Genomic DNA, 22,067 nt, shown 5'->3' with positions numbered 1-22,067 from the left:
CTACTCATTCCTGAAGCTTGAAACTGTCGATATAATTTTTCACTGTCTATTGCCATTACTATTTTTAATCGCAAATTCTCTATTCCTAGCTAAATAGACAAGATGGGGTTAGTGGGATGGATACAGTGTATTAGCAAAACAAACTAAATCAATGATCAGAACGCCTCCCCTATAAAAAAATAAAAACCTGAACCTTCCGCATTTACCGCGAAATCCAAACGTGTCCAAATATCTTTTTGGGGAAATAATAGAAAGCGCAAGCCAGCTCCTCCGGAAACTACAAAATTTGAAATATTTAGATCTTCTATTTGATTAAAGACAGAGCCAGCACCCGTAAATAAGGTAAAACCTAAACGGTCAGTGAAGTGAAATGGAACAGGTAGAAAACGATATTCTATCTGGGCAGCCATTTGATTTTTATCTCTATACCTTCCGTAATAATAACCTCTCATCATACTTTCTCCGCCCATCAACGCAAGTTGATTGAATGGAACTTCTCCAAATTTAAACTGTCCAAGCAATTGAAACGCTAAAACATTGTTGTGACCCATCTGCTTATAAACTCGGGTGTCAGATAATATCGAAGTGAAATCAAATGTACTTCCCCATGCTGAATTGTAGTGCAAAAAAGCTAGTTCCGAGAACAATCCTTTCCTAACATTTAATACGTTATGTCTATTGTCCTGAATCAAACCCAGGCCTAGTCCAAAACTATTAGATCCTTCATGCCCTAATGGTAATTCGAAATTTATGATTTCAGGATCCGCTAAGATAAAATCAGTTCCAGTGAGACGTTGAAAATCAAATTCAAATCCTAAATATACATCGTTAAACAGTCTCCTTAAAACACGTTCTTTAATTAAAATTTGATTGGCTTCTATCCTGGCAGTATACGCGGTTGGTGTATCAATACCTATTCCATGATAAAACAGCGGGAAACTTTGTATCCGAGCTTGTCCAAGAAAAAACCAACGATTTTTATCAGAATATAGGGCATGGTCAAACCACAAGCCGTATTGATTCTCCAACGTCACAAAAGAAAAAGCATTAATTTCACTTAGCCTATTTGTAGTGTCTCGCTTTGCAAAATAAACGTACAAAGTGCTCGCACCTATCTCCCAACTTGTTTCTGGAGCGTAAGCTAACGTGGGATAAACTAAGAGTTGAGGTTGCGATAAATCACTCTTATTATTCAGTATATTATCAAAATAGCGCTTGATAATATTCTGAGCATTTAAAGGATTTCCCAATAATAACAGGCTCCAAATAAGGGCGTTTATAAGTAAACCTTTAAAGTTCATATCACCATACAACTTTGGATATAATTTAAATTATCTTTGCAAAAGCATGAAAAATCAAAGGTAATCCTTTTACATAGAGTATTTTAATATCCAAAACAGCTGAAAATCATAGGCATCACTTCTTCCTGAATAATAAATATGCTGGTCAATGTCTCAGTTCGATTCCTTGATGCTATTTGATAAATTTCTAAATCATCGGTAAAACTTTTATTGACACTTTCACACTATTGTTGCACATCTACAATGATTCTAGAAAGTCACACTTTGGAGCAAACGAAGTCTTTTTACTGATTTTTAAATTTTAAAAGGCTATTGTTTCAAGAATCAACTCAAAAGCGCTAGATATAAATGATGATTCATTAATCAAAAATTTCAATTGATGTTTAAGCGTTTTTGTCAATAAAGTGACCGCTTGCAAATTGAATTTACAAGTCCCTTGATTACTACACTTGACAAACTTTTCTAATGCAGCGCTTGCAAATGGAATTTGCAAGTCCCTTGAGTACTACACTTGACAAACTTTTTTGAGGCAATGCATTGGAATAGAATTTGAAAGTCGCAATTATTAAGCTTCTTCTTTTTGCAACTCCTTCTTCGTTTCACGAATCCAATTTTCCAATACTTCCGGTGGCTGAGCACCACTCACACCATATTGATCATTCAATATAAAAAATGGCACACCGGTTACTCCTCTATTCTGGACATCCCGGATTTCCTGATTCACTAAATAAGAAATCTCCTCATCATCCATTATTGCATTGGCCTCATCCCTTGTCCAACCAAATCGTTCTGCGATATCCAAAATGATGTCATCATCTGCCATGTTCAAACTTTTTTCAAAGTATCCTTCGAAAAATGCTTCTTTGAGTTCATTAGCAAATCCCTTTTCACTGGCCACATGCATTAGATTATGCATCTTTCGTGTATTGGGAATCCTATTCATATCATTGAACTCTATATCCACCTGTTCTCCAAAGGACTTCAACCGCTCCATCATTCCATCCACTCTTTCTTTACTCCCAAATTTATTTCTCAGATAAGTTTCTCTCTCCAGACCATTTTCTGGGATGGTTGGATCCAATTGGAAAGGCTTCCAATTAACTTCTAAATCCAAATCCTTCATATTCTCGAGTGCCTTTTCGAAATGCTTCTTTCCCACATAGCACCAAGGACATGCTACATCTGAAACGATATCTATTTTAATTCTCTCTTTGTTCATACCATATAAACATTGGCACACCCCATCATGTTCAAAATGAGAAGGCGTATTGAATAATGTTGGCCCCCATTTGCAGTGCTTTTAATCGTAGTTCCGCAGGGTCTTTGTGTACCTCTTCATCTTCCCAGCCATCTCCAATGTCACTTTCAAAAGTATAAAAACAAACCACGCGACCTTCCCATATCAATCCAAGTCCTTGCGCAGGTTCGTCATCGTGTTTATGAATTTTCGGAGGCCCACTTTTGAAGGTATACTTTTGTTGGTAAATTTCATGGTCAAAGGGCAATTCGATGAATTCAAGCTCCGGGAATACCTTCTTCATTGCCGGACGCAAGAATTTATCCATCCCATAATTGTCATCAATATGTAGAAATCCACCTGATATTAAATAATTTCTTAAATTTTCCGCTTCTGCTTCACTAAAAACCACATTACCGTGACCTGTCATGTGTAGGAAAGGAAAATTGTAAATATCAATACTTCCAACATCCACTGTAGCATAGTTTGGATCCAAATTTGTTCCAAGCGTACGATTACAAAATGTTGCGAGGTTGGTCAAAGCTGTAGGATTTGCATACCAATCACCCCCACCGCTATATTTCGCCAATGCCAGTTTAAGACTTGGTTCTGCTGGTCTAAAACTAAAAATGACCACAGAGATTACGACTAATGTCAACAATTTCTTCATACTCTAATTAAGGTGTTTCTATTTTAATTTATTGTTCCAATCTATAACTACTTAATCGATCTCTGCTAATCCCTCTATCAATAACTCTAAGAATGAGGGATCTCTTAATATTTTTAGTTCAAATTGATTCATAGCCCTTTGTAACTGACTATTCTCCAAGAATCCAACGTCATTGAAAAAATAGGCCAATTCTGTAGTGTTGCCTTCTTTATCAGTCGAATAAAAAGCTTTAGTGAGAACAAACGCAGTCGATCCGCCCTTTGCTCCTGCATGTCGTAGCCAAGTCTTATTGGCCGGACTATCCATAATGCCTTCTAAAACGTTATTCAGATGCTGTTGGACCTTGGAATCAAAGAATGTCCGACCATTAATTTTACGCATCAATTCAGCATATTCACCTGTGGTTGAGGCAGGTAATCGATCAGACCAGACTTTTTGTACGCCCAGATTTAGTTCTCCCAAGGTGTCCTTATATCCAAAATCTCTACTTAATTGATCATGGATGCTATGAGAGATAGAAATATAATCTTCCATAGGAACCTCTTCAAGCGCATTAGTCAATTCCTGTCCCGTCAAATCCGGAAACATTTCTCTATCCACAAATAAGGCGGAAACGATATAATAGATTTCTGAATGACGATCAATCCCTAACTTACCTATTCTATCATTAACGTTCTCAAGTCCCAGCTTATCACACAAGAACTCTGTATTTGCATTAGAACTGTAATCGATCATACCTTTGGCTATTTCTTTCAATGTAATTCCGTCACCAATAATATCATTTTTGATAGATTTAAACCAAGCCATATGTGCTCCACCATCAGTTCCGGGAATATAATACTGGTCTAATAAATCAAATGAAATCACTTCTTGAGGATCAATAAGCCCGGCAGCCGCTTGCTCAGCATATTCGATTGCTATAATGATTTTCACTGTGCTTGCCAATGGCATTAATTTGTCTGAATTAAAATCAACTTTTTTCTCTCCATTTTTAATGATGGTGATGGCTGACTTCTCCGGATTCTCTTTGATATAATTCAGTACTAAGTGTTCCTTTTTCTTTGACCTGAATTTATTAGTAAATGACAGCAAGAAAACAAGAGAAACAGCAATAATAATGGTGATGATGGTATATTTCATAATTCTTTTTTATTCAAAACCGACAGGTCTGCAAGTCAAATATTTATTCCATAATTTACGACGGAAAAAGCTTGAAAACATTTCTTTTAACAACACTCTGGTCTTCGAAGTTCTAGTGATGTCATATTACTGGTTTGACTTTCCTTTTTCAGAATTAGCCCCTGCTTGATTCACAAAATGGATCAGTTGAACTGCAGCTATACCAGCTGTTTCTGTCCTTAATCGGTAGTCTCCCAAGCTGACAGCTTTTGCTCCTTTTGAGGTAGCCAAATTGATTTCTCCGCTAGTAAAATCTCCTTCGGGACCTATTAGGATCGTAGCATTTTTTCCTGATTTATACTTATGAATAAGCAATTCAGGCTTTTCTTCGAGGTGTGCAATATACATTTGGTCATGATTTTGTCCTGAAACAAAATCCTGAAACTGTACCATAGGATTAAGCACTGGCAATTTTGTTTTCAAAGATTGTTTCATAGCGCTCAAAATAATCTTACTCAGTCGATCAGGTTTGACCAATTTTCTCTCACTTCTGGCACATTTTAATGGTGTGATTTCATCGATTCCAAATTCTGTAGCCTTTTCCAGGAACCATTCAAACCGAGAATTATTTTTGGTAGGTGCGATACCAATATGAATGTGATAATTTCTGGGTGATTTCAAAATTATTTCTTCGGTGATGGTAATGTCTACCGATTTCTTTGATGCTGCAGTAATTTCCCCTTTGAAACATTGGCCTAAACCATCTGTAACGTAGACCTCATCCCCTATTTGACGTCTAAGAGCTTGTACACAATGACTGGCCTCACTTCCAACTAATCTGGCAGTCTGGCCGTCACATTCTTCGCTGTAGAATAGAATCATATCTTAATAATCAGTTAAAAGTAGGGTATTCTTCTATCACTTCAGTACTTTTGCCGAAAATTAGAAACAAATCATTGAAGTCTGCCGTTACTAAGGTTGATTCATCAGAAAGCAAATAAATGGATATTTTAATAAAAGCACTCCAACTCATTCTCAGCTTGTCTATTCTAGTTGTACTCCATGAGTTGGGTCACTTTCTTCCCGCTAAATATTTTAAAACAAAAGTGGAGAAGTTCTATCTCTTTTTTAACCCAGGCTTTTCTCTATTCAAAAAGCAAATTGGTGAAACAGAATATGGTGTAGGTTGGTTACCACTTGGTGGTTACGTGAAAATTGCCGGCATGATCGATGAAAGTATGGACAAAGAGTTTCTCGATAGTGAACCGGAGCCCTGGGAATTTAGATCCAAGCCAGCCTGGCAACGTCTGATCATCATGCTTGGCGGAGTGACCGTTAATATTATTCTAGGTTATCTGATATTCACCCTTGTCGCATTCACATGGGGCAGTTCCTACATTCCTGTTTCCGAAGTAAAAGACGGCATTTATGTAGATACACTCGGCTACAATATGGGGTTAAGGACTGGTGATAAGATCATTAAAATCGGTGACGAGGAGTTTAACAAATTTAACTCCGGCGCCTTACTAAGGGCTGTAGTGATTGACGATGCGAGATCAGTGACAGTAAATCGGGATGGTTCTGTTATTGATATTCCTATTGATGAAAAATATGTACAGATCCTGACGGGCGAAGGGAAAGAGCAATTAATCTTTGAAGCTCGTGTTCCCTTTAAGCTTGCTATGGTCGTAGAAGGTTCTCCTGCAGACAAGGCCGGATTAATGAAAGATGATGTGATTGTAGGCTACAATGGCAATCCCATTGAGTTTTACGATGAATTAGCCCTGAAAACAAGGGATATGAAGAACGAAACCATCGAAATTACTTACAAACGCAATGGTCAAACCAGAACCACCGATTTAACCATAGATGAAGATGGCAAAATAGGGGTTTATAACTATGCTCCCAGAGAGTTCTTTAAGGTAGAAACTGAAGAGTACAATCTTTCTGAGTCTTTTGCAGTAGGAGTGAAGCGTGCCAATGGCTTTGTGACTGACCAATTAAATGCCTTTGGTAAAATTTTCAGAGGGAAAATAAAAGCGAAAGATAGCTTAGGAAGTTTTCTTTCGATTGGAAATATGTTTCCGTCATCCTGGGATTGGCAGATATTTTGGAACATGACGGCCATGCTCTCCATGATTCTGGGAATTTTGAACCTGTTACCTATACCAGGATTGGATGGAGGCCACGTGATGTTCTTGATTTGGGAAGTGATTACAGGTAAAAAGGTGAGCGATAAAGTAGTAGAATACGCGACTATGGTAGGATTCGTACTTTTGATTCTCCTGATGGTCTTTGCACTTGGTAACGATATTAGAAGATTCTGGCCATTCTGATGAACTACTTTGAATTTTACAATTTGCCTGTTAGTCTCAGCATAGATGAAGCCCTTTTGAAACAGCGGTTTTATGCTAACAGCAAACAATTTCATCCTGATTTTTTTACATTGGATGGAGTCGAAAAGCAAATGGAGGCATTGGAGCAATCCACCCTTAATAACACTGCCTATAAAACCTTGATTGACTTTGATAAAAGGCTTCGGTATTTGCTAAAACTTAAAGGCATACTCAAAGAAGAAGGAGACAATCAAATTCCCCAGGAATTTTTGATGGAAATGATGGATGTCAATGAGGCAGTCATGGAACTCCAATTCGATTTCAACCAATCGAAGCTCGATCAGTTAGAAAAAGATGTGGATGATACCAAGAAGCGACTGAAGGCTGGTATTTCTGAAATCATTCCCAAGTCAGATGAAGAAATGTCAGAAAGTGACTATGAGCTTTTAAAGGAATTTTACCTAAAAAATAAATATCTCAAAAGGCTTGAAGAAAATATAGAAAAGATCCAATCGTAATCTATATTTTTTCCTTTCTCACCGTAGATTTTTAATTCTTTTTAAGCTGAAATTCTTCCAATTTTACGAGATTACATGTTTTTTCATCTATCCTTTGTAATGAAGACATTTGCCTTTCGTTGTTTTTTTGTGGCCTTTCTCATCGCTTTAAGCTCACTGAGCGCCTTTACACAATCTTCATTTGGCGGTTATCCTGCTCACATCAAGTGGAGTCAAATTAATACACCTATCGTAAGAGTGATCTTTCCAGATTCACTGGAGGATAAAGCACAAAGGGTGGCCAATATCATCCATTACATGAACAATGAAAATGTTGGTCTTCTAGGTGAAAAAAGACAAAAGGTGGATATCATTTTGAGAAACAGAGATGTGATCAGCAATGGATATGCACAAATAGCACCTTTTAAGACGGAGTTTTTCATGCAGGCACCGCAAAAGACCTTTGAAGAATCAGCACTGGACTGGACTGATCAACTTGCGATTCATGAGTATAGACATATCAACCAATTCCTAAATGCCAGGCGTGGTATCGGAAATTTGATCTACTATCTTTTCGGAGATTATGGTTGGGGTGCCCTTATTGGGCTAACGATGCCTGCATGGTTCCTCGAAGGTGATGCTACTATAGCGGAAACGGCTTTAACTACGGGGGGAAGGGGTCGAGTGCCTTCATTTAGTGTAGAGCAACGGGCCCAGCAGGAAGCCGGTGTTAATTATTCTTATATGAAGGCGATGAACGGCTCTTTCTTAGATTTTGTGCCCAATCACTACAATACTGGATATTATATTCTTTCAGAAATGAGGCTTAGCGCTGATCACAAAGACTTTAATGAAATCAATAGGCGAGCTTCTAGTTTTAGGGGTATCTTTTATCCATTTCGTCGGGCTGTGAAGAAAGTTACCGGTACTAAAATAAAGCAACACTATTACAACGGCGTCGCCAGAATGAAATCTGAGATTCCTGAAAAAGAAAATGTTTCAGAAGCCATTACTTCACTGAAACCAAATAATGTCGTACAATTCAAGAATCCTATTCAGGATCAAGGGGACATTTTCTTCAGCTATGCTGATCGCAGGAAAATCAGAGGTTTATATCGGTATGTTGAAAACGGCGATCACGAACTCATCGTCAACCAGGGGGTCGTACTGGACACCTATTTTGACAAGCACGGAAAATATTTTGTGTGGGATGAGATCCAGAGAGACATGAGGAGAGGCAATCAAAATTTTGCTAACTTAATATTATACGACTCGGAGGAAAAGACAAAGAGAATAATCGGGAGAAATCAGGCTTATCGATCACCCTCATTTTCTAATGATGGTCTGAACTTGATATTTGTCAATGGATATCTAGGGACCGAATCAGGTATTGCGATGTACAATATTAAATCAAATGCTGTCTTGCAAATCATCAAATCATCTGACAGGCAATACCTGTACCCTATTCAAAGCGCAGATGGCCGTTCAATCTACACTGTTGTCAAGAAGGGTCACCAGTATGCGCTTGCTCAAGTAAGTTTGCAGGGTGCATTTACTCTTCTGACGGAATGGGATGATGTGGTCTTTGGACCACTAAAACTGAGTGAAGGTCACCTCATATTTCAAGCTAATGTCGGCTCCACGGATCAGATTTATGCCTATGAATTGAAAACGGGACTGCTAAAACAAATATCAGACGATAACATTGGCATGTACAATCCCAGCAACTATGAAGAAGGAAAAATTATTGCAGAGCGTCCACATAGTCAAGGTTTTTTACTCCATAAAATTGAAACTTCTATTGCCGATTGGCCCACCGTGTCTATGGTTAGAAAGGACAACGTTCCCTTTTATCTGCAAACTTCTCATTTAGAACCCGTGGATATATTAACTGATGTTCCCTCTGAACAGTTTAGTGTTACTAAATATCCTAGAAATTGGAAATTTTTTAGATCTCATTCATGGCTGCTGATTGGAGATGGATCGGAATATTCAGCCACCCTATTCTCTGACAATATCTTGAATCAGGTTAATATTGAGCCATCATATACTTACAACGCAAATGTTAAAGGCAGTTTTATCAATTTGAATGTCAATTATGGACGGTATTTTCCAATTTACCAACTGGGCTACAACTTCGCTCTTCCGAGAATAGTTTTCACGAACGATCAAAGCAGAAGTTTCGCAGTTAGTCAGCACAGTCTGTCGCCGGGAATGATTATTCCGCTCAATTTCACAAGCGGTACTTATCTCAGAGGACTGCGCTATCAAACCTCTATTTCACAGACCTGGACACATGTAGAAGAAATAGGAACAGACCAATTTTTAAACCAACAAGGCATCACATGGAACAATGCCATGAGCTTTACCACTAATCGTTTGAGGGCGTTACAAAACCTTTTTCCCAGATGGGGATATAATGCAGTAGCTCGGCATAGATATCGATTTAATGATAATCATCGTGCATTGAATCTCAGCAACTCATTTTTTGTGCCCGGCCTCTTAAGAAACCATGGCCTCCGTCTGGGTGCTGATTACGCACAACAAAATGAACCTGATGAAACGCGGATTGGATTACTAGACAGATTCAGCTACGCACCCGGCTTCTTCAGTGAGCAGTATGACTGGGCATTAGGGTTGAATGCAACTTATGCAATGCCACTAGCTTATCCTGATTGGGGTTTTGCTGATTTTATATATTTCAAGCGGATTACTACCAAACCTTTTTATCACTACAACCACCTTCGTTTTGAAAATGAGACCACGGAATTCCAGTCTATTGGCCTGGATCTTCTTAGCGATGTCGTATTTATCAATAATATATTTTCAGAAATAGAAGTTGGCATAAGACTATCATACCTGGTCGGACCCCTTCCTGAAGGCCGAACGAGCCGATGGTTCTTTGATTTTGTTTACGATATACCAGCGTTTTAAACGCTACTTAATTTTTTTTGCAGTGGTATCACGTCCACCCTGTTTCAAGGTAAAACTTTCGATGCTGCCATCGTCTCCTTTATTAAAGATCAATTGTGCATCGATCAATTTTGCGTAGAATTCATAATCCGATTTAGGGTAAATAGGTATGGCCTGTTGTCCTGTAGCTTCTGCCTTCATTGCCTTTCCGTCCTTAATGATGGTAATATCAAATCCCGGCTGCAGTTCATAAGTTCCTACTAAGGATCGAAGAATTTCATCCGACACTTCAACCTCATCTTTTAATTCTGAAACATCAAAACCCAGTTTTTTCAAATTTTCAATGCCACCTTCATTTCCGGGATACATTTGTACAGAAATCCTATAATTTTCAATGGCTGCCTTTTTATCACCAGACTTCATCAGAGCTTCTCCGTAGCTATCATAGACGTTCCAGCTATTCGGAAATAATGATGTGTTCAACTCAAATACCGCTAGCGCCTTATCAAGATTCTCTAATCCCAGATAATTATAGCCTAAACTATTCAGTTCTCGCTCACTGACGTAATACAGGTCATCATTCTTCATTGCTCTGAACTCTGCAATTCCCTTTTCTACTCCTTTTTCCTCAATCCATTCACTTAATTTTCTGGCCAAAGACTCTTTTGGCTTTTCATACGGTTCATCGTAAAGTATGGCCATAATGTTTTTTGAAATCTCTCCCAGGTTGGTTCCTCCGGTATTATTAAGCAACACTACCAAATCTTTACTCTGTGGATATCTCGTAATTAAAGTATTGAACCCATTGATACCTCCACCATGACTGATGATCATTTTACCGTCCCTTTCACTGACACCCCATCCATAGCCATATCCATTGATATGATCAGTAAACATTTGTTCTTTCAAATTATCAGAAAGGAGCTTGTCAGTATACAACGCCAGATCCCATTTATATAAATCCTCGACCGTAGAATAAAGAGAACCTGCAGAATAGGGGATTGACATATCTAGATATGGAGCATTGATATAATTCATACCCTGCTTTTCATATCCTGTAGCCCGATTCTTAAGAATATCTTGGTGACGGTCGAATCCGGTATCCTTCATCTGGAGAGGATCTAAAATTCTTTTCTTCAGTTCATTTTCATAAGAATTACCTGTTACTTCTTCGAGGATATAGCCCAACAAGAAATAACCTGAATTACTATACTCATATCTTGAGCCTGGCTCAAAATTTAAAGTAGAGTCAGCGAAATACATCGTAAATTCTTCAGGTGTATATGGATTTCTTGAATCATTTTGAAAAAAACCTGGAAACGAAGTGTAGCTAGGAATGCCAGAAGTATGCGTTAGCAAATGATGTAGCGTCACTTTATTCTTATGTTTACCTGTGTAATTAGGGATGTACTTTTCAATAGGCTTATGGAGATCGAGTTTACCTTCCTCTACCAGCTGCAAAATCAACATCGCAGTGAACTGTTTAGTAATGGATCCCAGCCGGTGCTTGGTATCTGAAGTGTTTTTGATGTCCCATTCCATATTTGCCAGGCCATTGCCTCCCTTATGAACCACTTTTCCATGTTGTGCAACAAGTGCAGAACCATTAAACTGATGATATGTGTTGTACAATTCTAGAAGTTGATAAATTTCATCAGCCTTTGTTTGTGTTAGGCCAATGGTCGGCAATAAGAATTGAATCATGGCAGCTAAAAGCAATATGGTTAAAAGTCTTTTCATTTTTATTTTTTTTCTTAATTGCAAAATAGAGTGCTTAGAATAAATGCAACAATTTCTTCGACGAAGGTATTACTATTAAGGTTACAGGTGTAAAATTTTAATGACATGTTGATCTCTTCTAAAGTTAACCAGCATGAAGTAAGTACCCGGAGGATAATCAGCAGGAATTTCGAATCGATTAATACCTGGTTTAAGTTGCAAGTTCTTCATCATCATCGCACCATTCGAATCGATCAGATCGAAGGCAATTTTCGAAGCTGTAATAGTTGAAACATTAACATTCAGTGTTTCCTTTACTGGATTAGGGTAAACACTTACTAGCTCCTCAATAACTATTTGATTTTCTTGCAAATTTGCTGTCTGTATGCAAATTTCAATTGAGGCTTTGAAACTTTCATATTCTAAGGAATCAGTTGCAAATGAAATGCTTCCATAGACCTTGTCCTCAGCATAGCGTAAAAACCTTCGTCCGCAACCGTCTAGATAATATTGATAGGGCTCTCCTGTAGTGGCCTCTTGATATTCGCCTTTATCTAAGGCTAAAACGACGGTATCTCCAAGCGCAAAGAAGCCCATTGATTCCCCACAATTAAGTCCATCCTGACCTAATATTTTGATGGTATCTTCTGCTATTTCGTTTAATATATTATCGATAATCGTCACTTGAACATCTGAGTATCCTAAAGTATCTGTGACCACAGCCAGGACAATGTTATTATCTTCTAAGACAGCACGGCAGAATGTTGTCTCGTAAGGCCCACCGCAGGAGCAGGCAAGCAAATAGGATTGAGGTACAATTACAAAAAAGAGGAATAGTAATTTTGATGCTTTCATGGTCTTTAATTTATGATTTATGTTTGTCAAATTCTGACTTAATCAATTGCTCCAATGCATTAGAATCGTATTTTAATCGGTCCGAAGTGATGGTAACAGGTGTTCCATAGGTTCTATGATTCACTGACATCAATTTTCGTTTCATATTGGTTTCTGCTCTTGAAATATATTCATCAGGATTCTTTAGTTTAACAAGAAGGAATTTGGTAGACATCACTTTTGTCGCTTCTATGTCGCTTATTTCTTTCCATCTTATCAATCCGATACTGGAGGCGTTAGAGTGGTCTATTATTCCTTGGTTGTTTATGACCAGCCCAGTTCTTCGATCTCGTATTTTATTAAATCCCAAGATTCCTGCCCCAGCAAAAAAAATAATGCATATAATTCCTAAAGTGCGTAGGATCAGTGGATCTGTAAAAAGCGATTCTCCATCCGTTACAGGAAAACTAGCATACCAAATGAGCCATACGCCCAATAGTATAAAAAGTACCGCGGCACCTAGTAATACGAATAATTTATTTCGATTGAGGGGAATTTCAATTGTTGAGCTCATTTTAACACGATTTATTCATATAAAATATACATAATTTTTCTGAAAAGTTCGAAGGCAGGGATCTGTTTCTGGTGTAATAAGGTAGTAGTAGCTGTTCTACCTGCTCATGTATTTGCTAATGAATTGTGATATCAAATATGATGAGTTAACCTATAGTGTGTTTGTCGAGTGGGTTCTTTTTAGCTCTGAACTGCGAACAACGGCTCGAAGCGTCTACTCAGATGGATGATTTAGATATGTAATTCCTGCAGAGTGAAACTGCTGCAAACCCGCAGGGTGTTTGGTTTTTATATTCCCCTACTTGTAAAATGCTCCATTTTATAATAAAAAAAGCTCCAACCTTTTCAGAGTGAAGCTTTTTAGTACCTCGGGGGGGAATCGAACCCCCACTCCCGAAGGAACTGGATTTTGAATCCAGCGCGTCTACCAGTTCCGCCACCGAGGCCTTTATCATATGCCTTGTTTTAGAGTTTCTTTTCCTCTACACAATCTCACTGGCTTTTGCCAATGCGAATGCAAAAATATAAATTCTATTGAAAATAAATCACTTTCATTCGACGAATAAATTTTCATGCAGAATTACTACTATGGATTTAAACGCTCTCTACGATTTTAGTAGCAATTTCTCTAAACCATGCATCTAGCTGATCAGGCTCAGCCGGATAATTGAAAACAACGGAGCAAACAAACATGTCCTTTAAGCCAAAAAAGTATTTATTGGTTTCACGATTGTAAATCACAGGAAAAGGCATACCCTCCATGTCATCATACTTGAAACTTATGTTGGGATCGTCATAACTTCTTTCCCCTTCCCACCGCTTGTTATCTAAAGACTTCTGAACAAAGTTTGGTATCTCATCAGGCAGAGGATTTCGATTGATTTGGATCATCACTCCGGAAACGTCATATTGAATATCATCCCACTTGTAGAAACACGATGTACTGTGTTCACTCTTTCTATTTCTATTACCATCTAAGACTTCAAGATTCACATCCTTATCTAAGATGCTTAACATCTCTTTTTCATCTATGAAGTCACACGCAAAAGGCAATTTATCTGTTCTTTCAATTTTCTGAGGCGCTTCTATCTGATCTGTAGGTTCTACCCTTCCATCATTGGCGCATGAACTTAAAAAAACAACTATTAAAATGGTACTTACCGCTATTTTCATTGTCACTGTTTTATCATATATTATTGAAGTTGCAAATATATTAATTAATGTAAGGAGATCAATAATTATTGTAGTTTTGCGAGCTCAAATTCGTTTTCAAAATGAAATCTATTCTAATTACAATTTTAATATTTTCCACTTGTATGCTCACTGCACAAGCTGACTATAAATCTAATTTCTTGAAAAAATGGGCCAACGCTGCAAAATATACCATTGAATGTGCAGAAGCCATGCCTGAAGAACTTTACGACTTTAAACCTACCCCGGAAGCCATGACCTTTAAAGAGCAACTATTACACATGGTTCGCAATATGATGTGGCTTAGTACAGATTACTTAGAGGGTACAAGGCACAACTTTGATTTAAAAGACAGCACATTGTCAAAAGCCGCCGTAATAGAAATTCTTCAAAGTACTTTCATTTTAAGTACAGAAGCTGTACAGGATTTTCCTGAGAATAGAATGTCTGAAACGGTAGATTTCTTTGCTGGACCTATGGAAATTCAACAAATCATGATGCTAATGACCGACCATATGACCCACCACCGTGGCCAGATTTTAGTATACATGAGAATCAATAATGTAGAGGCACCTAAATATCGTGGGTGGTAAATCATAAGTTTGTGCTCCTATACCGTTAACATTCAACCCCATAAGTGATAAAGTTGGTAATTTGCTATATTTGCTATTATAAAACCGTCTCATGTCTTTAGAGCAATATTTTAATAAATTCAGATCTCAAATCACAGGCATTGATCACCAGATCTCAACCCCTCAGGGTCGCAAACCTCTCGTCTATGCCGATTGGATCGCAAGCGGCAGAATGTATGATGAAATTGAAGAAAAGGTGAATAAGTTGCTCTCTCCTATAGTTGCTAATACCCATACTGAGACCAGCTATACAGGGACAGTCATGACCAATGCTTATCACCAATCTAAACAGATCATTAAAAATCATGTAAATGCTGATGAAAAGGATGTCATACTTTTTGTTGGATCAGGGATGACTGGTGCTATAAATAAATTGCAAAGAATAATGGGTCTTAAGGTCTTTGATAGAACCAATGCCTACTTAGAAAGCACAAGTCAACAGGGATGGTTGGATAAATTGCTAGGTAGAAAAGCTGATTTACCTCAAGCCGGCCTTTCATTCAAGAAAAATGCAAAACCTGTTGTTTTTATTACCCACATGGAACACCATTCTAATCACACTTGTTGGCTAGAAACCATTGTCGATCTCGAAGTGATTGCTTCTGACGAAAATGGACTGGTGGATCTTAACCATTTCTCAGAATTACTGGAAAAATATAAAGATAGGACTTGGAAGATTGCTTCCGTTACGGCGGCCTCAAATGTCACTGGCATCATTCCGCCCTATTACGAGATGGCAGAAATGATTCATAACCACAATGGTTTCTGTTTTGTAGACTTCGCATGTTCAGCACCATATGTGAAAATTGACATGCATCCGAAAAATCCTAAACAAGCCCTTGATGCAGTTTTCTTTTCTCCTCATAAGTTTTTAGGCGGACCTGGTACTCCTGGAATCGTTGTCTTTAATTCCAAACTTTATTCGAATAAATCACCAGATAATCCGGGAGGAGGTACGGTAGTCTACACCAGTCCCTGGACCATGCATGACTATATAGATGATATTGAAGCCCGGGAAGATGGAGGCACGCCACCCTTTATGCAGGGAATTAGAGCTGCATTAGCCATCCAACTGAAAGATCAAATGGACCCGGATAAAATACAAGCAAGGGAACATGAATTATTAGACTACTTTTTTGATGGATTGAATAGGATTGACAATATTTCAATATTAGCGGGACAGCACAAAAAAAGACTTGGTGTCATCTCTTTTGTTCATAAATTTGTCCATTACAATCTATATGTCAGGCTGCTAAACGACTTTTTTGGTATTCAAGTCCGAGGAGGCTGCGCATGTGCAGGTACCTACGGGCATTACTTGCTGGAAATCAATCAGGAAAATGCTTATTCGCTAAGAGCGCAAATTTTGAAAGGGGACTCTCTTAACAAACCGGGATGGGTCAGGTTATCCATACACCCTACCATGACCAACAAGGAAGCCGCTTATATTCTGGACGCGATCAAGCAAGTTTCAGAAAATGCTGCCTCCTGGTCAAAAGATTATACTTACCAACCCAGTAAAAATGAATTTCTCTACATCGGTAATAACAAGTCCAGCCATGAGGCAGAAGTTATTGAGCAATTATTTCAAACTACCGCTCAATCTCAACCTTCTCCATCTCCTCAAACCAACTAAAATCGATGGCATTGATCTTACCCATGTAGTCGCTCCATGTGTCTGAAAAAAACGAATTGGTACCATTGATCAGATCTTGCGCTTTCTCTCTTGCAATGATTACCGTATTTTCAGCATTCTCACCTGGGACTCCCCAAGCTGAATAAAGATAACGACTCGGCGTCCTGATGATAGATGAATATTTGGCCGGATCTCGAACAATTCCTTTAACCTCCTCTACTTCGGTAAAGACATTTATTATAGAATCAATCTCTTCTATCATTTTATCGTTCAATGCTTCAACTTCTACCTTTACACTGTCAGTAAGTACAGCAGTCATGTCACCGATCAACTTGACCTTTTTCTTTGCATCTTTTAATTGATCAATGGACTTTTTAGTAGCAACAATGATCTTTTCATAGTCCCTGATCATTTCATTCTTTGCAATCATTTCAGACGCTACAACTTCAACTCTTGGGTCTGTTTTAACTGCAATCACAGTAGAATCCTTGTAGTCGCCGTAAGCTACCACAATTTTATAAGTGCCCGGAAGCGCATCTACACCTCCTGGTTCCCTGTCTTCATCTCCCCTTCTATCACTTAAACTCGGATAATCCACACCTTTTTGGTCCAGATTCCAACTGATGAAGTTAATTCCATCCTCTAATTTGCTGCTTCTCGTACGAATAGTGTCTCCCTTATTATCGATCACATACATCATCGCCTTATCATTCTTTTTCGCTTTTTTCTCGGACTTTTGCTCCTCCTTTTCTTCTTTCTTTACCTCATCATCTGTGTCCGCATCTTTCTTTTTCTTCTTTTTTCGTTTTTTCATTGGCTGATCCTGCCCCTCTTCTTTATCGACCTCTTCTTTATCGACCTCTTCAACCTCCACATCGTCTTCCGATTTCTTTTTCCAGACAGCCACTTTGCCATTGGTTCCCCTATTATCACCTATAAATTCGCCTTGCGCCGTGAATCTTATACCATCATAAGACCTTGAGCTCGACTGATAAGCAGTAGGTGGGTCAAAGACAGCAAATTCCTGTTCAAGCACCTTGCCTTGAGTAGATGCTATGGCTCTAAGTGGTCTAATATCATCCAATATCCAAAAGGCTCTGCCAAAAGTTGCTATGGCTAAATCTGCCTCCCGATTCTGAATAGCAAAATCTCTGATTTGTACACTTGGAAAGTCCTTATTCCACTTATTCCAGTTGGCACCATAATCAAATGAAACATAGAGTCCGTCATCTGTTCCTAAAAACATCAGGTTGGGTTCTTCGTCATCTTGAATGAAGGCAACCGTGAAGCTTGCAACATCATTCTTGTCAACCAATCTCGTCCATGTTGCACCAAAATCCTTCGTATGAAACAGATACGGTTCCCAATTATTACGCCTGAAATCATTGACCACCACAAATACCTCCCCTGCATTTGTAGGAGAAACTTCCAACTTCGGAATCCAGGCTCCCTTAGGAAATCCAGGTATTGTAGGACTCAAATTGGTCCAACTCTCTCCCCCATCCCTGGTCAATTGAAGATTGCCATCATCCGTTCCTGCCCATATGACTTCTCCATCTACGGGACTCGGAGCTATGGAAATGATTGTGGTGTAGTTTTCTGCCTGTGTAGCATCAATAGTCAAACCACCAGACTCCAATTGCTTTTGTTTTTCTGGATCATTCGTTGTTAAATCAGGAGAAATGATGGTCCATGTTTTTCCTTCATCCGAAGAGTAGTGAACAAATTGTGACCCAAAATATAAGCCTTCAGGATTGCCAGGCTCCAGTGCAAGCGCAGCATTCCAATTAAATCTTAAATACTCAGCATCCGGATGAACAGGCTTGATAAATGCAGTTCTTCCCGTTTTGCGATCATAGAATCCCACATTCCCACCTTGTGACATCGCATATCCATATCGACTGTCACCAGGCTTAGCTGCAACGTCAAAACCATCACCGAAGTATAACTCCTGCCAATCATGATTTCTGATTCCCCCACTTTTCAAAACATAAGCAGGTCCAGCCCATGAGCCATTGTCCTGCATACCTCCATAGACATTATATGGAAAATCGCCATCCACGTTGACATGATAGAATTGACCAACGGGTATATTGGTAGCAAATCTCCAGGTTTCTCCACCATCATGGGAAATATTTAATCCTCCATCATTTCCATCAATAATATGATCGGGATCATAAGGATTTATCCAAAACGCATGATGATCCGGATGCACTCCATTGCCATAGTCAGCAATACTTCTAAATGTTTTTCCCCCGTCATCACTCTTAGTTACGTAGGTATGAAGATTATATATCCTGTTTTCATTCGACGGATCTACATAAAGCTCTGCATAGTAAAAGGGTCTGCCGCCAATGTTTTTATCAGAGACCAATGTCCAATTATAACCTCCATCCGTTGATTTATAAAGTCCATTGACCTTGGCTTCTACTAATGCATAAACGATATTACTTTTATTCGTAGCGAAGGCCAGTCCTATTCTTCCTAAATTTCCCTTCGGCAAGCCATCCTCAGCCGTAATTTCTTTCCAATTCTCACCAGCATCGTCAGTGATATATAAACCTGATCCTTCTCCACCTGAATTAAAGGTCCACGGTTTTCTACCAAATTCCCACATCCCTACCAGTATTTTATTGGGGTTATTCGGGTCCGCCACCATGTCACCAACTCCAACTTCATCGTCAACATATAACACTTTATCCCAGGTCTTTCCTCCATCAGTGGTTTTGAATACACCTCTTTCTTCAGAAGGCCCCCAGGCGGATCCCAAAGCTCCCACAAAAACAGTGTTCGGGTCGTCCCGGTGAACGATGATTCTATGAATTAAAATCGTTTTTTCTAATCCTACGAGTTTCCAGGTTTTCCCGCCATCATTTGTCTTGTATAAACCTCGACCACTATTGTGAGAATTACGTGGATTACCTTCTCCAGTTCCTACCCAGATTTCACTAGGGTTTTGCTGGTTTATTTCTATTGCACCTATAGAAAGCGTTTCCTCTTCGTCGAAAATCGGTTTCCAGCTGACGCCGCCATTTTCTGAAAGCCAAACTCCTCCGGATGCTGTCCCAATATAAATTCTGTCAGTATTTGATAAATCCACATCAATGGCCGTAACTCGACCACTCATGCCTGCAGGCCCTATATTACGGAGACTTAAGCCTTCCAACTGTTCCATGTCTATTTTTTGACCAAAGCTGATGGAACAAATGAATAAGATGATTATCGTGAGAATATTATTTCTAAACATGTTTGCAATTTTTGAGTTTCTGATCGCGAAAATAGCGATTTAGGTCTTTTAATATAATAATTGATAACTATTGTTTATTCTAGTAATTTAATATTCTATTTTTGCCGCTTATGCAATTTGTGTTTCCAGGCTTTTTGTGGGCTCTTATGTTATTGGCAGTACCAATAATCATTCACCTATTTTATTTCCGACGATTTAAGAAAGTATATTTTACGAACGTTCGGTTTCTTAAAGAGGTTAAAGAAGAGACCAGTTCACGAAATAAGCTCAAAAATCTTTTAATATTATTAACAAGATTACTGGCCTTGGCTTTTCTGATCTTGGCCTTTGCGCAGCCGTTTTTTCCATCTGAAGACCAAAGACTGCAGGGAAAGCGAGCGGTTAGCATATACATCGATAATTCTTTTTCCATGTCAGCGCTATCTAATGACGTCAGTTTATTGAATAAGGCAAAGCAGAAAGCACAAGAAATCATTGCTGCCTATGGAGAGGATGAGCGTTTTCAAATTTTGAGCAATGATTTTTCAGCTGCACAACAGCGATTGCTTATTAAAGAGGAAGCATTGGCACAAATCGATGAAGTACAGGAACGCCCCGAGGTTTATGCCTTATCTCAGGTTTTTAATCGTCAAAGGCAAGCATTGAATCAAGAACCATTTGACAGTAAAATATTTTATCAAATTTCCGATTTTCAGAAAAATGTCACTGAGCAGTTTGAAATGCAAGATTCAACAGAACAGATGAATTTCATACCACTTCAGTCTGTTCAGGACATCAATATATCCATCGATAGTGCTTGGTTCGCCACCAAAGTGCCTATGATTAATCAAAGTAATCAATTGGTCATCAAATTGACCAACCATAGTGACGAAGATAGAGAGGGGATTAGATTAAGTGTAAATAATGATAATCAAACCAAGCCGCTAGGGCTCAAGTCCATCAAGGCAAGATCCAGTATTCTGGACACAGCGAATCTTACTTTGACTACTTCTGGGTGGAATACCGCTGAAATCAATATTGAAGATTACCCTATCGTCTTTGATGATAATTATAAGATAGCTTTTGAGGTTAAGCAAAACATTCGTGTCTTAACCATTAATGAGGGTGCGACAAACCGCTTTTTAGAAGCGCTTTTCCAAGGTATCCAGTTCATTCAGTCAGAAAACCAATCTGCAAGCAATGTGGCCTACTCCGAATTTGACAATTACGAGCTCATTATTTTAAATGATCTTAACAGAGTCAGTTCTGGTCTTAGTGCCGCCATCGATGACTATGTTGGCAATGGTGGAAATGTTTTGATTTTTCCAGGTAGAAACATTGATATCGCAAATTACAATTCATTTTTAGGACAGATTAATGCCAATGGCCTACAGGACTTTCAAGAAGTTAATAAGTCAGTAGGCAACTTGAATACGGATGAATTTATTTTCCAGGATGTATTTGAAAGTCAGCGTAGAAATATCAAATTGCCCTCGGTTTCAGGATCTTATAAATTAAATAATTTTCAATCACGAGGTGAGGAAGCCATTTTAACTTACAGAGATGGTTCGACTTATCTGGGCAAGTACACTTCTGGTTCAGGCCACATATATATTTGTGCAGCCCCTTTAAGTACAGAAGTAAACGATTTGGTCCAAAATGCTGAAATATTTGTTCCGATGGTTTTCAAAATGGCCATTTCCTCTGGCAACAGTGGAGCTATTGCTTACACCATTGGAAGTAATCGCATAGTAGAAATAGAAAATGAAAAATCAAACGCTGATATTGTCTATCGGGTTATAGGTGAACAAGAATTTATTCCTTCTCAAGTCACCACCGGAAGTCAGGTATTATTGAATATGGGAGACAATATTACCGAATCTGGCATTTACGATATCGTCTTAGGTGATGATGTGATACGTAAAGTTGCCTTTAATTATAACAAATTGGAATCTGAACTAGACTACTACAATACTTCAGATCTTACCACACTTTTTGGTGGAGAAGTCAATATTTTCTCCAATCAACTACAAAGCAATTTTACACAAATCATTGAAGAAAAGGATCAGGGTATAGTACTTTGGAAGTGGTGTATAATTCTTGCCTTAGTATTTCTTGCGATAGAACAATTGCTTTTACGCTTCCGGAATTCATAATTACTCCTATCAGATAAAATTTATGTA

At 38.5% G+C, this 22,067-nt stretch carries 16 protein-coding genes and 1 tRNA gene; 6 read left to right on the top strand and 11 right to left on the bottom strand.

The features are described from left to right. Positions 1-155: 155 nt before the first annotated feature. From L2567_RS17900 to L2567_RS17880, 5 genes are all read right to left on the bottom strand, one after another. Positions 156-1,301 carry a BamA/TamA family outer membrane protein gene (locus L2567_RS17900; RefSeq protein WP_235299192.1) on the bottom strand — a complete coding sequence of 382 codons (1,146 nt, stop codon included), beginning with the start codon at positions 1,299-1,301 and terminating at the stop codon, positions 156-158. 565 nt (positions 1,302-1,866) lie between these two features. Then, positions 1,867-2,520, bottom strand: coding sequence for a DsbA family oxidoreductase (locus L2567_RS17895; RefSeq protein WP_235299191.1), 654 nt, complete (start codon positions 2,518-2,520; stop codon positions 1,867-1,869). 31 nt (positions 2,521-2,551) lie between these two features. Beyond that, positions 2,552-3,208, bottom strand: a complete 657-nt coding sequence (locus L2567_RS17890) for a DUF4159 domain-containing protein (protein ID WP_235299190.1) — start codon at positions 3,206-3,208, stop codon at positions 2,552-2,554. 51 nt (positions 3,209-3,259) lie between these two features. After that, positions 3,260-4,348, bottom strand: coding sequence for a serine hydrolase (locus L2567_RS17885; protein ID WP_235299189.1), 1,089 nt, complete (start codon positions 4,346-4,348; stop codon positions 3,260-3,262). Between the two features lie 126 nt (positions 4,349-4,474). Further along, positions 4,475-5,209, bottom strand: a complete 735-nt coding sequence (locus L2567_RS17880) for a 16S rRNA (uracil(1498)-N(3))-methyltransferase (protein ID WP_235299188.1) — start codon at positions 5,207-5,209, stop codon at positions 4,475-4,477. A 119-nt stretch (positions 5,210-5,328) separates the two neighbouring features. Between L2567_RS17880 and rseP the strand changes: the two genes are divergently transcribed. From rseP to L2567_RS17865, 3 genes are all read left to right on the top strand, one after another. Further along, on the top strand, positions 5,329-6,663 hold the full coding sequence (gene rseP / locus L2567_RS17875) for an RIP metalloprotease RseP (protein ID WP_235299187.1): 1,335 nt from the start codon (positions 5,329-5,331) through the stop codon (positions 6,661-6,663). Further along, positions 6,663-7,181 (top strand): Fe-S protein assembly co-chaperone HscB, encoded by a 519-nt coding sequence (gene hscB / locus L2567_RS17870; RefSeq protein ID WP_235299186.1) that lies wholly within the window; start codon positions 6,663-6,665, stop codon positions 7,179-7,181. Before rseP ends, hscB begins: the two co-directional genes overlap by 1 nt. 99 nt (positions 7,182-7,280) lie before the next feature. Beyond that, positions 7,281-10,094, top strand: coding sequence for a TolB family protein (locus L2567_RS17865; RefSeq protein ID WP_235299185.1), 2,814 nt, complete (start codon positions 7,281-7,283; stop codon positions 10,092-10,094). 3 nt (positions 10,095-10,097) lie between these two features. Here L2567_RS17865 and L2567_RS17860 read toward each other — a convergent pair whose 3' ends face one another. From L2567_RS17860 to L2567_RS17840, 5 genes are all read right to left on the bottom strand, one after another. Further along, positions 10,098-11,813 carry a serine hydrolase gene (locus tag L2567_RS17860; RefSeq protein ID WP_235299183.1) on the bottom strand — a complete coding sequence of 572 codons (1,716 nt, stop codon included), beginning with the start codon at positions 11,811-11,813 and terminating at the stop codon, positions 10,098-10,100. Positions 11,814-11,894: 81 nt separating this feature from the next. Further along, on the bottom strand, positions 11,895-12,647 hold the full coding sequence (locus L2567_RS17855) for a T9SS type A sorting domain-containing protein (protein WP_235299182.1): 753 nt from the start codon (positions 12,645-12,647) through the stop codon (positions 11,895-11,897). 10 nt (positions 12,648-12,657) lie between these two features. Continuing rightward, positions 12,658-13,200, bottom strand: a complete 543-nt coding sequence (locus L2567_RS17850; RefSeq protein ID WP_235299180.1) for an STM3941 family protein — start codon at positions 13,198-13,200, stop codon at positions 12,658-12,660. A 363-nt stretch (positions 13,201-13,563) separates the two neighbouring features. Further along, positions 13,564-13,645 (bottom strand) — tRNA-Leu (locus L2567_RS17845). 148 nt (positions 13,646-13,793) lie between these two features. After that, positions 13,794-14,372, bottom strand: a complete 579-nt coding sequence (locus L2567_RS17840; RefSeq protein ID WP_235299179.1) for a hypothetical protein — start codon at positions 14,370-14,372, stop codon at positions 13,794-13,796. 101 nt (positions 14,373-14,473) lie between these two features. Here L2567_RS17840 and L2567_RS17835 point away from each other — a divergent pair, with 101 nt between their 5' ends. Together L2567_RS17835 and L2567_RS17830 are read left to right on the top strand one after the other, a co-directional pair. Continuing rightward, positions 14,474-14,983: a DinB family protein gene (locus tag L2567_RS17835; RefSeq protein ID WP_235299178.1), complete on the top strand. Its 510-nt coding sequence runs from the start codon at positions 14,474-14,476 to the stop codon at positions 14,981-14,983. A gap of 91 nt (positions 14,984-15,074) precedes the next feature. Then, entirely contained in the window at positions 15,075-16,658 is a 1,584-nt protein-coding gene (locus L2567_RS17830) for an aminotransferase class V-fold PLP-dependent enzyme (RefSeq protein ID WP_235299177.1), read from the top strand. On the opposite strand, the gene L2567_RS17825 is transcribed toward L2567_RS17830, so the two are convergent. Further along, complete coding sequence (locus L2567_RS17825; RefSeq protein WP_235299176.1) at positions 16,615-19,905, bottom strand: WD40/YVTN/BNR-like repeat-containing protein; 3,291 nt, start codon at positions 19,903-19,905, stop codon at positions 16,615-16,617. The genes L2567_RS17830 and L2567_RS17825 overlap by 44 nt on opposite strands. A 110-nt stretch (positions 19,906-20,015) precedes the next feature. Between L2567_RS17825 and L2567_RS17820 the strand changes: the two genes are divergently transcribed. Then, positions 20,016-22,040 (top strand): BatA domain-containing protein, encoded by a 2,025-nt coding sequence (locus tag L2567_RS17820; RefSeq protein ID WP_235299175.1) that lies wholly within the window; start codon positions 20,016-20,018, stop codon positions 22,038-22,040. Positions 22,041-22,067 lie beyond the last annotated feature (27 nt).

The organism is Portibacter marinus (assembly GCF_021533195.1).
GTDB classification, from domain to species: Bacteria; Bacteroidota; Bacteroidia; order Chitinophagales; family Saprospiraceae; genus Portibacter; species Portibacter marinus.
This window is presented reverse-complemented; position numbering and strand designations above follow the sequence as displayed.

Bases quoted from the DNA above. Each gene is read 5' to 3' on its own strand.
- L2567_RS17900 (WP_235299192.1), bottom strand. From the start codon at position 1,301: ATGAACTTTAAAGGTTTACTTATAAACGCCCTTATTTGGAGCCTGTTA.
- L2567_RS17895 (WP_235299191.1), bottom strand. From the start codon at position 2,520: ATGAACAAAGAGAGAATTAAAATAGATATCGTTTCAGATGTAGCATGT.
- L2567_RS17890 (WP_235299190.1), bottom strand. From the start codon at position 3,208: ATGAAGAAATTGTTGACATTAGTCGTAATCTCTGTGGTCATTTTTAGT.
- L2567_RS17885 (WP_235299189.1), bottom strand. From the start codon at position 4,348: ATGAAATATACCATCATCACCATTATTATTGCTGTTTCTCTTGTTTTC.
- L2567_RS17880 (WP_235299188.1), bottom strand. From the start codon at position 5,209: ATGATTCTATTCTACAGCGAAGAATGTGACGGCCAGACTGCCAGATTA.
- rseP (WP_235299187.1), top strand. From the start codon at position 5,329: ATGGATATTTTAATAAAAGCACTCCAACTCATTCTCAGCTTGTCTATT.
- hscB (WP_235299186.1), top strand. From the start codon at position 6,663: ATGAACTACTTTGAATTTTACAATTTGCCTGTTAGTCTCAGCATAGAT.
- L2567_RS17865 (WP_235299185.1), top strand. From the start codon at position 7,281: ATGAAGACATTTGCCTTTCGTTGTTTTTTTGTGGCCTTTCTCATCGCT.
- L2567_RS17860 (WP_235299183.1), bottom strand. From the start codon at position 11,813: ATGAAAAGACTTTTAACCATATTGCTTTTAGCTGCCATGATTCAATTC.
- L2567_RS17855 (WP_235299182.1), bottom strand. From the start codon at position 12,647: ATGAAAGCATCAAAATTACTATTCCTCTTTTTTGTAATTGTACCTCAA.
- L2567_RS17850 (WP_235299180.1), bottom strand. From the start codon at position 13,200: ATGAGCTCAACAATTGAAATTCCCCTCAATCGAAATAAATTATTCGTA.
- L2567_RS17840 (WP_235299179.1), bottom strand. From the start codon at position 14,372: ATGAAAATAGCGGTAAGTACCATTTTAATAGTTGTTTTTTTAAGTTCA.
- L2567_RS17835 (WP_235299178.1), top strand. From the start codon at position 14,474: ATGAAATCTATTCTAATTACAATTTTAATATTTTCCACTTGTATGCTC.
- L2567_RS17830 (WP_235299177.1), top strand. From the start codon at position 15,075: ATGTCTTTAGAGCAATATTTTAATAAATTCAGATCTCAAATCACAGGC.
- L2567_RS17825 (WP_235299176.1), bottom strand. From the start codon at position 19,905: ATGTTTAGAAATAATATTCTCACGATAATCATCTTATTCATTTGTTCC.
- L2567_RS17820 (WP_235299175.1), top strand. From the start codon at position 20,016: ATGCAATTTGTGTTTCCAGGCTTTTTGTGGGCTCTTATGTTATTGGCA.